The sequence below is a fragment of the Longimicrobium sp. genome (assembly GCF_035474595.1).
Lineage (GTDB): Bacteria > Gemmatimonadota > Gemmatimonadetes > Longimicrobiales > Longimicrobiaceae > Longimicrobium.
In genome coordinates, this window is sequence record NZ_DATIND010000149.1 from 116,182 (window position 1) to 129,819 (window position 13,638).

The 13,638-nt window shown below is 68.7% G+C and carries 17 protein-coding genes; 13 read left to right on the plus strand and 4 right to left on the minus strand.

Annotated features, from left to right (window positions below):
* Positions 1-19 precede the first annotated feature (19 nt).
* Positions 20-820 (minus strand): hypothetical protein, encoded by an 801-nt coding sequence (locus VLK66_RS25590; protein ID WP_325312345.1) that lies wholly within the window; start codon positions 818-820, stop codon positions 20-22.
* Between the two features lie 718 nt (positions 821-1,538).
* On the minus strand, positions 1,539-2,225 hold the full coding sequence (locus VLK66_RS25595; RefSeq protein ID WP_325312346.1) for a TetR/AcrR family transcriptional regulator: 687 nt from the start codon (positions 2,223-2,225) through the stop codon (positions 1,539-1,541).
* A gap of 332 nt (positions 2,226-2,557) precedes the next feature.
* Here VLK66_RS25595 and VLK66_RS25600 point away from each other — a divergent pair, with 332 nt between their 5' ends.
* Both VLK66_RS25600 and VLK66_RS25605 read left to right on the plus strand, forming a co-directional pair.
* Positions 2,558-3,541, plus strand: a complete 984-nt coding sequence (locus VLK66_RS25600) for an ABC transporter ATP-binding protein (RefSeq protein ID WP_325312347.1) — start codon at positions 2,558-2,560, stop codon at positions 3,539-3,541.
* Positions 3,538-4,362 (plus strand): ABC transporter permease, encoded by an 825-nt coding sequence (locus VLK66_RS25605; protein ID WP_325312348.1) that lies wholly within the window; start codon positions 3,538-3,540, stop codon positions 4,360-4,362. The genes VLK66_RS25600 and VLK66_RS25605 overlap by 4 nt, the downstream gene beginning before the upstream one ends.
* 90 nt (positions 4,363-4,452) lie before the next feature.
* On the opposite strand, the gene VLK66_RS25610 is transcribed toward VLK66_RS25605, so the two are convergent.
* Both VLK66_RS25610 and VLK66_RS25615 read right to left on the minus strand, forming a co-directional pair.
* Complete coding sequence (locus tag VLK66_RS25610) at positions 4,453-5,349, minus strand: RDD family protein (protein ID WP_325312349.1); 897 nt, start codon at positions 5,347-5,349, stop codon at positions 4,453-4,455.
* A gap of 216 nt (positions 5,350-5,565) precedes the next feature.
* Entirely contained in the window at positions 5,566-6,210 is a 645-nt protein-coding gene (locus tag VLK66_RS25615; RefSeq protein WP_325312350.1) for an RDD family protein, read from the minus strand.
* A gap of 374 nt (positions 6,211-6,584) precedes the next feature.
* On the opposite strand from VLK66_RS25615, the gene VLK66_RS25620 reads away from it, so the two are divergent.
* The 11 genes from VLK66_RS25620 to VLK66_RS25670 all read left to right on the plus strand — a co-directional run bounded on the left by VLK66_RS25620 (position 6,585) and on the right by VLK66_RS25670 (position 13,533).
* The gene (locus tag VLK66_RS25620; RefSeq protein WP_325312351.1) at positions 6,585-7,067 is read left to right on the plus strand and encodes a tRNA (cytidine(34)-2'-O)-methyltransferase; all 483 of its coding nucleotides are present in this window, start codon (positions 6,585-6,587) and stop codon (positions 7,065-7,067) included.
* 279 nt (positions 7,068-7,346) lie between these two features.
* Positions 7,347-8,270 (plus strand): malate dehydrogenase, encoded by a 924-nt coding sequence (gene mdh, locus VLK66_RS25625; protein ID WP_325312352.1) that lies wholly within the window; start codon positions 7,347-7,349, stop codon positions 8,268-8,270.
* Positions 8,271-8,377: 107 nt separating this feature from the next.
* A complete protein-coding gene (sdhC, locus tag VLK66_RS25630; protein WP_325312353.1) occupies positions 8,378-8,893 on the plus strand; it encodes a succinate dehydrogenase, cytochrome b556 subunit in 516 nt (171 codons plus the stop codon).
* The gene (locus tag VLK66_RS25635; RefSeq protein ID WP_325312354.1) at positions 8,890-9,309 is read left to right on the plus strand and encodes a hypothetical protein; all 420 of its coding nucleotides are present in this window, start codon (positions 8,890-8,892) and stop codon (positions 9,307-9,309) included. Before sdhC ends, VLK66_RS25635 begins: the two co-directional genes overlap by 4 nt.
* Positions 9,306-11,045 carry a succinate dehydrogenase flavoprotein subunit gene (gene sdhA / locus VLK66_RS25640; protein WP_325312355.1) on the plus strand — a complete coding sequence of 580 codons (1,740 nt, stop codon included), beginning with the start codon at positions 9,306-9,308 and terminating at the stop codon, positions 11,043-11,045. The genes VLK66_RS25635 and sdhA overlap by 4 nt, the downstream gene beginning before the upstream one ends.
* A complete protein-coding gene (locus VLK66_RS25645) occupies positions 11,045-11,761 on the plus strand; it encodes a succinate dehydrogenase iron-sulfur subunit (protein ID WP_325312356.1) in 717 nt (238 codons plus the stop codon). Before sdhA ends, VLK66_RS25645 begins: the two co-directional genes overlap by 1 nt.
* Positions 11,762-11,872: 111 nt before the next feature.
* Positions 11,873-12,139 (plus strand): BrnT family toxin, encoded by a 267-nt coding sequence (locus tag VLK66_RS25650; RefSeq protein ID WP_325312357.1) that lies wholly within the window; start codon positions 11,873-11,875, stop codon positions 12,137-12,139.
* A gap of 61 nt (positions 12,140-12,200) precedes the next feature.
* Positions 12,201-12,488 (plus strand): BrnA antitoxin family protein, encoded by a 288-nt coding sequence (locus tag VLK66_RS25655; protein ID WP_325312358.1) that lies wholly within the window; start codon positions 12,201-12,203, stop codon positions 12,486-12,488.
* Positions 12,489-12,693: 205 nt separating this feature from the next.
* Positions 12,694-12,858: a type II toxin-antitoxin system HicB family antitoxin gene (locus VLK66_RS25660; protein ID WP_325312359.1), complete on the plus strand. Its 165-nt coding sequence runs from the start codon at positions 12,694-12,696 to the stop codon at positions 12,856-12,858.
* Between the two features lie 151 nt (positions 12,859-13,009).
* Positions 13,010-13,288 (plus strand): BrnT family toxin, encoded by a 279-nt coding sequence (locus VLK66_RS25665; protein ID WP_325312360.1) that lies wholly within the window; start codon positions 13,010-13,012, stop codon positions 13,286-13,288.
* Positions 13,285-13,533 (plus strand): BrnA antitoxin family protein, encoded by a 249-nt coding sequence (locus VLK66_RS25670; protein WP_325312361.1) that lies wholly within the window; start codon positions 13,285-13,287, stop codon positions 13,531-13,533. Before VLK66_RS25665 ends, VLK66_RS25670 begins: the two co-directional genes overlap by 4 nt.
* Positions 13,534-13,638: the final 105 nt, after the last annotated feature.

Genomic DNA, 13,638 nt, shown 5'->3' on the forward strand with positions numbered 1-13,638 from the left:
ACAGTGAGAAGGGTCGGGCTCAGCAGGCGACCGCGCGCGGCGCGGCAGTCTCGAAGCTCACGCTCTCCACCTTCCACGCGGAGCCGACGTACCGCAGGTACGCGGTCTGGGGCACCGCGTGCTCCGGAACGCGCGAAACGCAGTGGCCGTCGTCCAGGCTGTAGTAGGTGGTGGTCCAGGTCTCGCGCACCCGCACCTGGGCGGTGGTCTCGTCGGGGCTCACCCAGAACGAGAGCCACTCGATGTCGCCGAGCTCCGAATCCTCGTACAGCCCCTGCTTGCGGAGCTGCTCTACGCGCTGGCGCTCGGCCTGCAGCATGGCGCCCACGTACGCGTCTTCCAGCCCGCTGGCGTCCAGCTCGTGCATGGCGGTGGCCTCGGCCTGGTCGCCGCGCAGCACCGCCTGCTGCAGCTCCTCGCGATACGCCGAGGCCAGGTCCACCGGCGCCGCCACCGCGGTGGTGTCGGTGGCCGCGGTGGTGTCGGTGGCGTAGACATCGGGGGCGCTCGCCGGGACGGGCGCCGCGGCGGGTGCGGGCGGGGGCAGCGGAGCCACCGCCACCGTAGCGGGAGGCGGAGGGGGCGCCGCCGTGGCGCTGTCGTGGATCGCCGCCGGGGCGGGCGGGGGCGGCGGCAGGACCCGGGCGGCGTTGGAGGCGCCGGGGCGGTGCACCGCCAGCACGCCGACGGCCATCAGGCCCAGGACGATGGCGATGGCGCCGACGAGCCCGCCCAGGATCGAGGCTCGCACCATCGTGTTCTCGGGGCGGCGGAGCGTCTCGGGCTCGCGCTCGTAGTAGCGGGGGGATTCGCCTTCCATGATGACCCATCGGTGCAAGGGGGGATGGGAACCGGTCTGGACGGGCGGATGTGGGGCGGGGCGGGGAAACGGCCCGGAATGCCTGGCTGCAAGCGACACGCCATGCGCGGGAGCACCCGGATGCCCCGATACGGCCGCGTTTCGCCTCGTTCAGTGGGGGCGGAAGCCCGGGTTCTGCTACGCGGTGGGGCATCGTTTCCGCACCCCCGCCGGGGCATCTCTGTCCCTCCTTCGCGCCGACGTCCGCGGGACGCCTTCCCATGAATGGAGGGACAGGGTCCGGAGATTCGGCGGAGGCGCGGTCCGCGGGGAGTGGATTTTCGGGGCTCGATGCGTTTGCGAATCCGCGCAAGACGCGGGTGATGGCAGCGGAGGCGGACAGCGGTGACGGGCGGGGCCGCGTGGGCGAGCGCCGGCCCGGCCAAGCAAGTAGTCCTGAGTCCTGAGTCCCAAGTCCTGAGTGGCCTCGCCCAAATCTCCCTGCGGGTCTAAGTCTGTACGCAAAAGTCTTGTCGACTTACATCCTCGCTCGACCGCTACATCGTTGGTCTCACGCGGAGACGCGGAGATTGAGGAGATCGCGCTGAGTTCAGCGGGTGGCGAGGATCGCTTCTGCCGAATCGACAAAACTTCCGGCTACTTACTTAGGACTCAGGACTCAGGACTCAGGACTTAGGACTTAGGACTTATTAACTCGACAGGACTTTTGGCACCGACTTCAAGACGCGGCGAGCGGTCCCGGGCTTCCTTCCACCCCCAGGTAACCCAGCACCATCCGCGTCAGCTCCTCCTCCACGCTGAAGTCCTCGCCCAGCAGGAAGCCGGGCGGGGCCTGGTCGGTCAGCACCACGCCGCGGAGCACCAGTCCCACCGTGAGCAGCGCGAAGCGGGCGGCGCTCTCCGGGTCCGGGTGGCGCATCTCGTCGCGCCTGGAGGCGGCGATGGCCACCAGGTGCGCCAGCGCGGCGCCGTTCAGCTCCGCGGCGCGGAGGCGGAACTCGGCGTCGCTGTGCGTGTCGGCGTAGCGCAGCATGGCCTGCATCAGCATGCGGTTGCCGCGGTAGTGCTGCACCATCCCCCGCACGATTCCCCCCAGCACCCGCTCCAGCGGCACGTCGCGGAACTGTTCGGGGTCCATCTTCTCCTCGTTCAGCTCGCGCATCCGGGCGAACATGCGGAAGTAAACCGCACGCAGCAGCGCGTCCTTGTCCGGGAAGCGCCGGTACACCGCGCCCACCGACAGGCCGGCGCGCTGCGCGATGGCCGGCACCGTGGCCGCGTCCAGCCCGCTCTCCCCCAGCACCCCCTCGGCCGCATCCAGCAGGCGCGTCAGCGTTTCGCGGCTGCGCGCCTGGCGGGGGATGTGGCTGGGCGCGGATGCCCTATCGCGATCCGGATCGGACAAGAGCCTTGACTCGCCGAAAATGTGAATCTAGATTCGCGAACGGGGATGCGAATCGGTGTTCGCAATGTGTCCGGCATCCATCGCAGGCGCAAGCTCGGCGCCGCGTTTTCGTGGGATGCGGGTCGAGCCGGCCTCCTCACCGGCGACTGATTTAGTCGCAGCAACAACGACGGGAAGCCTCGCAAACTGCGCGAGGCTGATCCGCTCACTACGCGGCATTGGCGCTCACGACTGATCTCATCCTTGACCCGCGAAGCGCGGGGACTCAGGATGACGTCCTGGGTAAATTCCCGTTACTGCACGACTTACCCATTTCTCCCGAGAACTCTCGAATGGACGCGGCGATCGAGACGGTGGGGCTGCGGAAGGTGTATCCCGCGCCGAAGATGCCCGGGCAGCGCAGGGCGAAAGGGCCCGCGTCGCCCGGCGTGATGGCGCTGGACGGGCTGGACCTGCGCGTGGGGCGCGGCGAGATGTTCGGGATGCTGGGGCCGAACGGGGCGGGGAAGACCACCACCATCGGCATCCTGACCACGCGCGTGCGGGCCAGCGGCGGCGAGGCGCGGGTCGACGGCGTGGAGGTGTCGGCGCACCCGGTGGAGGTGCGGCGCCGGATCGGCGTGGTGCCGCAGCGGCCCAACCCCGACCAGGCGCTCAACGTGCTGGACAACCTGGTCTTCCACGCCTCGTACTTCGGCATCCCGCGCGCCGCCGCGCTGCCGCGGGCCATGGGGCTGATGGAGCGGCTGGGGTTCGCGGAGAAGGCGAACGCGAAGGTCGACGCGCTCTCGGGCGGCCAGCAGCAGCGGCTGATGATCGCGCGGGCGCTGATCCACGAGCCGCGCGTGGTCTTCCTGGACGAGCCCACCGTCGGCCTCGACCCGGCGGCGCGGCTGGGGCTGTGGGAGATCCTGCGCGAGCTGCACGCGCAGGGGCGCACCATCATCATGACCACGCACTACATGGAAGAGGCCGACCAGCTCTGCGACCGCATCGCCATCATCGACCAGGGAAAGCTGCTGGCGCTGGACACGCCCGCCGCGCTGCGGGCCCGGGCGCCCGGCGGCACGCTGGTGGAGCTGACGATGGACGGCGACGCGGCCGATCTCGTCGCCGCGGCGCAGGCGGTGCCCGGCGTGGACCGCGCGGAGGCGCGCGGGCCGGTGCTGCGCGCGTTCAGCCCGCGCGGGAGCGAGCTGATCCCCGCGCTGATCGCGTCGGCCGAGGCGGGCGGGCGCGCGGTGAAGGACATCCAGCTCTCGCGCCCGTCGCTCGAGACGCTCTTCATCTCCCTGACCGGAAGGAAGCTGTCATGAGCACCGCCGCCCCTGCCGCGGACGCGGCGCACGACGGCGGCGCGCGCGTTTCGCCGCTGCGCGTGTTCGGCGCGCTGCTGCGCCGCGACCTGCGCGTGGCCCGGCGCGAGCTGCCGGCCTTCCTGGTGCGCACCACGCTGCAGCCCATCATGTTCGTCACCGTCTTCGGCTGGCTGCTGCCGAAGATGGGGTTCATGAACCGTGGCTACACCGCCGCGCTCCTCCTCGGCGTGCTGGCGGTGAGCCTGGCGATGGCCGCCATCCAGGCCGTCGCCCTGCCGATGGTGGTGGATTTCGCGGCGACGAAGGAGATCGAGGACCGGCTGCTGGCGCCGGTGCCCACCTGGCTGATCGCGGTGGAGAAGATCGTCTCGGGCGTGCTGCAGGGCCTGGTTTCCGCGCTCTTCGTCCTCCCCGTGGCGCGGCTGATCATGGGGCCCATCCCCGGCCTGACGCTGGCGCACGCGGGCGAGGTGCTGGCGGTGGCCACGCTGGGCGCCGCGGCGTTCTCGTCGATGGGGCTGCTGCTGGGCACGGCGGTCAGCCCGCAGCAGATCGGGCTGATGTTCAGCATGATCGTGGCGCCGATGATCTTCTTCGGCTGCACCTACTACCCGTGGCGCGGGCTGGACGCGGTGCCGGTGGTGAAGTACCTCGTCCTGGTGAACCCGCTGGTCTACGTCTCGGAGGGGATGCGCGCCTCGCTCACGCCCTCCGTCCCCCACATGCCGCTCCCCGCCGTGCTGGCGATGCTCGTCGTCCTCACCGTGGGCTTCGGAGGGATCGGGCTGCGCACCTTCCACCGCCGCGCCATCGGGTGATGCGGAGGGCGACGCATCTCCATCTCCCGAAACACGATGCCCTCCCCGCGACTTGCGAGGAGGGCATCGTGCTTCGTGAATCGAGCGAGGTCACTTGTAGATGACCACCGTGCCGGCGATGTAGTCGTGCAGCGCGCGGTGGCGGCTGTTGGCGAAGAAGGTGATGATGTCGGCGAGGCTGTAGAAGCCGAACAGGACGTTCAGGAGCCGGGCCCAGAGGGGCGTCGCCCCGCGGAGCAGCTTGAGGCCGTCCCACACGCTGTAGGCGCCGTCGAAATCCGGCTGCGTGAGCGTGGCGGCCACCACGAGCATCCCGAGGAACGCAACGAAGCCGACCAGGAGGACCGGGAGGCGGCGCACGAACGCCGTTCCCCACCCCACCTTCCCGCCGTCGGCCCTGCGCACCTGGATCTCCGCCAGCCGCTTGCCGACCGTCTGCCCGGTGGTGGCGGTCAGGACGATGTCGTAGAGGTTGGGCACGATCAGGCCGATCGTGGCGCCGATCGCCAGTCCCGCCGGCGTGCGCGTCTGCAGCCACCACACCAGCGCGGTCACCGGCAGCAGCACCAGGGCGTCCAGCAGGTACGCGGCCAGCCGCTGGTTGAAGGTGGAGTAGTCCACCGGCACGCGCGGGAAGCGGTGCGGCGCCAGGAAGCGCGGCTGCACCAGCCGCTCCTCGCAGCGCGGGCAGAAGGTGCGGTTCACGTGGCGCACCCGGCAGAGCGGGCACTCCAGCTCTTGCGGCGCCGCGGGCGCGGGGGCGTACGCGGCGGGCGCAAACGCGGACGCTTCGGGAGGCCCGTATCCGCCGCCGGCGGCCGCGTTCTCGTAGCGCGCGGACGGCTGCGCGGGAGACGAGTACGCGGGCGTTTCGCTCCACGACGGCGCGGGGACCTCGGCGAAGGGGCCGGGATGGCCGCAGTGCGGGCACGACGGGGCGGAGCTGGAGAGCTTGCCCGTGCAGGCGGGACAGGAGATGAGCGCCATGGTTGGATCGGGAGAAAAAGGTGGGATGGAAGATGCGGAAGAGACCGGCCGGAAGGATGCATCGCGCACCGAAACTAATTGGCCCGTGCGGGATGCGACAGCCTCACGTTCCGAGCGGGATCGCCCCGCGGGATCCGGCCGGCGCTCCGTCGGGAGATGACGTGATCACTGGATTGCCATCATCCGGCGATCGCATCTCTCTCCCTCGAAGCAACGTCACACGTGCACGACGACGGTGCCGGCGATGACGTCGTGCAGCGCGCGGTGGCGGCGGTTGGCGAAGAAGACGATGACGTCGGCGAGCACGAAAAACGTCATCAGCGTGTTCACCGCCACCGCCCACCCGGGACCGGCCCCGCTGAGCATCCCCGAGCGGCCCATGAGCCCGCCCGCCAGGTCGAAGTCGGCCTGCGTGAGCGCGGACGCGGCAACGATCTGCCCCAGCGACCCGACCACCAGCTGCACAAGGAACGGAAGGTAGCGCATGAACGCCTCCCCGAATCCGACCGCCGAGCCGTCGGCCCTGCGCACCTGGATGTCCATCACCCTCTTCCCCACCGTCTGCCCGCGCAGCGCCACCAGCCCCACCTGGTAGCCGCCGAACAGGAAGATGGAGAGCACCGCGCCCAGGGCCGCGCTCGCCGGCGAGCGCGTCTCGATCCAGGTGGTCAAAGCGAGGAGGGGGAGGAGCACCACGACGTCGATCAGCCCCGCGGAAAACCGCGCCCCGAACCCGGCGTAGTCCACCGGCGTGCTGGGAAAGCGGTGCGGCGGGAGATGGGCGGCGGGCACCAGCCGCTCGTTGCAGCGCGTGCAGTAGGTGCGGTTCGTGGTCCGCAGCCGGCATTCCGGGCATTCCATCACCGGAGCCGGTCCAGCCTGCTGGCCAGCGTACGGAGATCCGTGGGCCGTCCCCACTCCGGCCGCCGCCTGCGGATATCCCGGCGCGGCGGGCGGCGGATACCCCGCGGACATCGGCCACACGCCGGGCGCGGCGCCGGAATCGGCAGCGTCCGCGAACGGCCCGGGGCGGCCGCAGTGCGGGCAGGTGCGCGCGGCGGTGGAGACATTGCCCCGGCAGTCGGGGCACTGGGCGAGCGGCATTCGGGGCGGGGAGACGGGAGGTGGGAAACGGATGATTCGGCGAGGAAGGTAACAGGCGCCGCCGGGATGCGACAACGCCCCGCGCCACGCAGATTGTCCCGCCGGCCGACCACCTCCAGCGCTCACGACCGATGCCGCCGCTCCCGCTCCCCGATCCCCCGCACGTGGCGCTGTACGAGCCCGAGATCCCGCCGAACGCGGGCAACATCGCGCGCCTCTGCGGCGCCACGGGCACGCCGCTGCACCTGATCGGCCGCCTCGGCTTCTCCTTCCATCACCCGAAGGCCAAGCGCGCGGTGATGGACTACTGGGAAGATGTAGACTACACGCACCACGTAGCCTGGGCGGACTTCGAGCAGGCCGTCGCCGGCCGCCGCTTGTGGATGCTGACGACCAAAGCCGAACGCACGCTCTGGGATGCGGACTTCGCGCCCGGCGACGTCCTCCTCTTCGGCCCCGAATCCCGAGGCCTCCCCGCCGACCTGCTCGCCCGCGACCCGGCGCGCTGCCTGCGCATCCCCATGCGCGAGGGCGCGCGCTCGCTGAACCTCGCGACAGCGGCCGGCATCGCCCTCTACGAAGCCATCCGCCAGCTCACGGCAAACACCGGCTGACCTCACCACGATCCCGACAGCGCGCGGGGATGGTCGAGCGGCGAGTCCGCGAAGGCGGACTTCGGGCCGTTGTTGCCGCGAATTCATTCGCCTTCCCGCGCGGCGCCGAACGCGTGCTGCCCCCCCCTCCGGCTCGCGAATTGCCGTCCCGCCACGCCGCATAATCGTCGCCAGCGCTGCGGTTTGACACGCCCGGAGGCGCGGTCTATGTTCCCCGCGCCCGAGGGCGCTCATGCGTCGCGCGGGCCACCAAGAACGCATCTTGAACTCGGAACGGTCATGGACAGGATAACGGTCGTCGGGGCGGGGAACGTGGGCGCCACGGCCGCCCAGCGCGTCGCGGAGAAGGAGCTGGCGCGCGAGGTGGTGCTGATCGACATCGCCGAAGGCATTCCGCAGGGGAAGGGGCTGGACCAGTGGCAGTCGGCGCCCATCGAGGGCTTCGACAGCCGCGTGATCGGCAGCAACGGGTACGAGGAGAGCGCCGGCAGCGGCATCTACATCGTCACCGCCGGCATCGCCCGGAAGCCCGGGATGAGCCGTGACGACCTGCTGAACACCAACGCCGGCATCGTCCGCCAGGTCAGCGAGAACATCGCCCGCGTCTCGCCGAACGCCATCATCATCATGGTCAGCAACCCGCTGGACGTGATGTGCTACGTGGCCATGAAGGCCAGCGGCTTCCCGCGCGAGCGGGTGATCGGGATGGCGGGCGTGCTCGACACCGCCCGCTACCGTGCGTTCCTCGCCACGGAGATCGGCGTCAGCGTGGAGGACATCCAGGCCATGGTGCTGGGCGGCCACGGCGACACCATGGTGCCGCTCATCTCCTACACCACGGTCAGCGGCATCCCCGTCACGCAGCTGATCGACCGCGACAAGCTGGACGCCATCGTGAAGCGCACCCGCGGCGGCGGCGCCGAGATCGTGTCGTTCCTGAAGACGGGCTCGGCCTACTACGCGCCCAGCTCCGGCGCGGTGCAGATGGCCGAGGCCATCGTGAAGGACAAGAAGCGCATCCTCCCCTGCGCCGCGTGGCTGCAGGGCGAGTACGGGTTCAGCGACCTGTTCCTGGGCGTGCCCGTGCTGCTGGGGAAGAACGGGATGGAGAAGGTGATCGAGGTGGAGCTGACCGAAGACGAGCGCGCCGCGCTCAAGGCCAGCGCCGAAGCCGTCCTCGAGCCGATGCAGCTGGTCAAGTAAACGACGCGCCGCCCACGGACGCGCGCCGCGCCCCGCAAGCATGCGGGAGCGCGGCGCCCGTTCATGGCGGCGGATGCGATTTCCGCCAGAGGGGAGAGACACACGCAATGGGCAGCGCGCACAGGGTCCGCGGGTTGTGGACCGCGCTCCGCTACCGCGGCCGCGAGGGGATGTGGACGTGGCTGCTGCACCGGGCCACGGGCATCGGCATCCTCCTGTTCCTGATCATCCACGTGGTCGACACGGCCATCGTCATCTACTGGCCGGGGCTGTACGACCACGCGCTGAACCTCTACCGCAACCCGCTCTTCCGCTTCGCCGAGCTGCTGATCTTCTTCTCGGTGCTCTTCCACGCGCTGAACGGGCTGCGCATCATCGTGCAGGACTTCTGGCCGGGGGTGATGCTGCACCAGCGCAGGCTGTCGCTGGCCGCCGTCGGCGCCGCCGTGGTCCTCATCCTCCCGGTCGCCTGGATCATGCTGGCGCCGCTCTTCGGGCTGCGCGACGAGCCGGGGACGGAGCGCGACCGCGCGCGGAAGGCCGCCATGCAGAACGACATCTCCGCCTACCACGGCGCGGCCCAGCCGTCCGCCGCGCCGCCGGCCACGGAGGTGCGCCCGTGAGCTCGCTCGTCCGCAACCCCCGCGGCGGCTACGACCGCCCCCGGAAGGACCACCGCAGCAACTTCGAGCTGTACGCGTGGTTCTTCATGCGCATCAGCGGCCTGCTGCTGATCTTCATGGCGCTCTACCACCTCACCTGGTGGAACCTCATCGTGGGCGTCGAGCACCTGGATTCGAACCTGGTCCGCGAGCGCTGGACCAACCCGTTCTGGCGCCTGTTCAACGTGGGGCTCATCACCTTCGCCATGCTGCACGGGCTGAACGGGCTGCGCTACTCCATCGAGGACTACGTGCGCAGCCCCGGCGCCCGCGTGGCCACCAAGGTGGTCCTGTACACGATCGTCCTGGCCTCGCTGGCCTGGGGGATCTTCGCGCTGCTGACGTTCAACCCCGCGGTTCCCGCGCACCCGGCATGATCCACACGCACACCTACGACGCCCTGGTGGTGGGCGGCGGCGGGGCGGGGCTGATGACGGCCATCTACCTCTCCCGCAACCCCAGCCTCCGCACGGCGGTCATCTCCAAGCTGTATCCGACACGCTCGCATACGGGCGCCGCGCAGGGCGGGATCTGCGCCGCGCTGGCGAACCTGGAGGAAGACCACCCCGAGTGGCACGCGTTCGACACCGTGAAGGGGTCGGACTACCTGGGCGACCAGGATGCCATCGAGACCATGTGCGAGGAGGCCGTCCCGGTCATCATCGAGCTGGAGCACATGGGGCTTCCCTTCTCGCGGACGGCGGACGGGAAGATCGCCCAGCGCCCGTTCGGCGGGCACACGCACCACTTCGGGCAGGGGCCCGTGCGCCGCAGCTGCTACGCGGCCGACCGCACCGGGCACATGATCCTGCAGACGCTCTACCAGAACTGCATCAAGAACGGCGTAGACTTCTACGACGAGTTCCAGGTGGTGGACGTGCTGATCCACGACGGCCGCTGCGCCGGCGTGGTCGCCTGGCACGTGCACACCGGCGACCTGCACGTCTTCCGCGCCAAGGCGGTCGAGTTCGCCACCGGCGGGTTCGGGCGCATCTGGTCCATCACCTCCAACGCGCACGCCAACACGGGCGACGGGGTCGCCGTGGCGCTGCGCGCCGGGGTGCCGCTGGAGGACATGGAGTTCTACCAGTTCCACCCCACCGGCATCTACCGCCTGGGGATCCTGATCACCGAGGGCGTGCGCGGCGAGGGCGGAGTGCTGCGCAACGACCACGGCGAGCGCTTCATGGAGCGCTACGCGCCCACCATGAAGGACCTCGCGTCCAGAGACGTCGTCGCCCGCGCGATCCACAAGGAGATCCGCGAGGGGCGGGGGATCGGGGGGAAGAAGTACGTGTACCTCGACGCCACGCACCTGGGCGCCGACGTCATCGAGAACAAGCTTCCCGACATCGCCGACTTCTGCCGCACGTATCTCGGTGTCGATCCGGTGAAGGAGCCGATGCCCATCCAGCCGACCGCGCACTACGGCATGGGCGGGATCCCCACCGACGTGTGGTGCCGCGCGGTCATCGACTCGAACAACACCGTGCTCCCCGGCCTCTTCGCCGCGGGCGAGTGCGCCTGCGTCTCCGTGCACGGCGCCAACCGGCTGGGCACCAACTCGCTGCTGGACCTGGTGGTGTTCGGGCGGCGCGGGGGGATCGAGATGGCTCGCTTCTGCGAGACCGCCGACATGCCCGAGCTGCCGTCCGACCCCACGGCGCGGGTGGAGGAGATGTTCGGCGCCATCCTGGGGAACAAGCAGGGCGAGCCCGCCGCCAAGCTGCGCGAGGAGCTGCAGGACGTGATGCAGGACGACGTGGGCATCTCGCGCAACGGCGAGGGGATGACGCACGCGCTGGCCAAGGTGCGCGAGCTGAAGGACCGCTTTAGCCGCGTGGGGGTGATGGATCAGGGGCGCGCCTTCAACACCGACCTGCTGGAGGCGTGGGAGCTGCGCAACCTGCTGGACCTGGCCGAGGTGTCCACGCTCAGCGCCCTCAACCGCACGGAGAGCCGAGGCGCGCACATGCGCGAGGACTACGACAAGCGCGACGACGTGAACTGGCTGAAGCACACGCTGGTGACCCGCGGGGCCGACGGGAGCCTGTCGATCGACTACAAGCCGGTGACCATCACCAGGTTCCAGCCCAAGGAGCGGGTATACTGATGGCCAGCAAGCTTACGCTCCGGATCCTGCGCTACAACCCGGAGACGGACGAGGTCCCGTACTACGCCGAATACGCGGTGATGGTGGACCCCACCGACCGCGTGCTCGACGCGCTGAACATGGTGAAGTGGTACCAGGAGGGGTCGCTCACCTACCGGCGCAGCTGCGCCCACGGGATCTGCGGCTCCGACGCCATGCGCATCAACGGCGTGAACCGCCTTGCCTGCAAGGTGCTGGTGCGCGACGTGGGCGACTTCGTGACCGTGGAGCCGCTGATGGGCTTCCGCGTGATCAAGGACCTGGTGGTGGACATGGAGCCGTTCTTCGCGCAGTACCGGAGCGTGCTCCCGTTCTTCATCAATGACGCCCGCCCCCCCGAGCGCGAGCGCCTGCAGACGGTGGCGGACCGCGAGCGCTTCGACGATACGACGAAGTGCATCCTCTGCGCGGCGTGCACCACCAGCTGCCCCAGCTTCTGGGCCAACGAGGACTTCGTGGGCCCGGCGGCCATCGTGAACGCGCACCGCTTCATCTTCGACAGCCGCGACGAGGCGGCGGGCGAGCGGCTGGAGCGACTGAACGACCGCGAGGGCGTCTGGCGCTGCCGCACCATCTTCAACTGCACCGAGGCCTGCCCCCGCGAGATCAAGATCACCAAAGCCATCGGCGAGGTGAAGAAGGCCATTCTGTACGGGTCCCCGCGCGCGACGAAGTAGCTTCCAACGGGCCATGCCTGCGAGGGAAGAGGAGCCGACCTTGCGTGTGAGCGGGGCCGGCTCTTCTATTCACGTGGCCCAACACGTATATTTCTCCCGTATACATTTCGCATGGATGCGTACGAGCGGCTGAGCCTTGCGACCGGGTTCCAATGGGATGCCGGGAATGCGGAGAAGAACTGGCTTCGTCACCAGGTCAGTAAGGCCGAGTGCGAGCAGGTGTTCTTCAATCAGCCGCTGATCGTCGCGGACGACGTGAAGCATTCGGGCGAGGAAGACCGGTTCTTCGCCCTCGGCAGGTCCGATGCCGACCGCCGGCTCTTTGTCGTCTTTACGCTCCGCGAAACCCTGATCCGCGTGATCTCGGTCCGCGACTGAGCCGCAAGGAACGCCGCGAATACCAGAAGCACGACGAGGCTGAACCCAAGGTGGATGAGCGATGAGCAGGAAGCTTCCGGACTTCGGGTCCGAGGACGAGGAGCAGGATTTCTGGGCCGAGCACGATTCCACGGAATACGTGGATTGGGCGCGGGCGCGCCGGACCGTTCTGGCCAACCTGCGGCCTTCCACGCGCACCATCTCGCTTCGCCTCCCCGAGCACATGATCGAGGAGATCAAGCTGCTGGCCAACAAGCGCGACGTGCCCTACCAGTCGCTGCTGAAGATCTTCCTCGCCGAGCGGGTCGAGGAAGAACTCAGAGGTGCTTCCAGGCGAAAGGCCCTCTAGCTTCATCGAGGACATGCGCCCGGAGCGCTGCTGCGCGAAACCCGAGGTAGGGCCGATCGCGCCACCGATGCGCATCCTGATGTCGAACGTCGGCCGTGTACAATCGCACGGCCGGCGTTCCCGTTGCAGGCAATTGTGAACACAGTTAGCTTCGGCGCACGTGATGCCGATTGGCGATGATAACGGTTCTGGGCGACGAAACGATATGCCGCTGACGGACTACACGGTAACGATCCAGCAGCACGAAGGTACGTGGATCGGGTGGATCGATGAGCTTTCCGGGGTGAACTGCCAGGGTGCAACTAGGGAAGAGCTGGTCGAGAATCTGGCGTCTGCGCTGGCAGAGGCGTTGGAGATGAACTCGATGTAGGCTACGATTGGACATAGATTCACGCCGAACGGAACCGGCCCCGCGAGAAGTGGGGCCGGTCCTCGTTTGGGGCGGAATCGTCCATTCTTGATCGATTTGTTCCTTCGGTGTCCCGGAGGGTTGCGCTGGTGTACAATTGTGCATACAATCCATGCTGAGCTACGAGTGGGACCCCAACAAGGCGGAGAGCAACCACGCCAAACACGGAGTCCGTTTCTCGGCCGCAACGGCCGTGTTCGCCGACGACGGCGCCATCACGATCGCGGATGACGATCCACGTGAAGAGCGGCACATGATCATTGGGCACGATGGGGCCGGCCGCCTGCTGGTGGTAGTGTTCACGTGGCGTGGAGACGAGCTCGTCCGGCTGATTTCCGCGCGGAAGGCAACGCGTACCGAGGCACAGTTCTACTACCTGAGCGGACCATGAAAGACGAATACGACTTCAGTCGTGGCAAGCGCGGCGCCCTCGATCCCACGCCGCCGGGCAAAACCCGCATCACCATTCGCCTCGACGACGAGGTCCTTGAGTGGTTCCGCGATCAGGTCGACAGGGCCGGTGGTGGCAACTACCAGACGATGATCAACGACGCTCTCCGCGATCACATCGAACGGCACTCGCTTGAAGAGCTGCTCCGGCGCGTGGTGCGCGAGGAACTGAGCCGCGTTGTGTGAAGGCGGTGCGGAATCTATTGCGAGTTCACGCGAGCGCGTCGCACTACATTGTTGTAAAACTGCTGATCGGGATGTACAATCGCGTTTGTGACAGATCTTCACTCC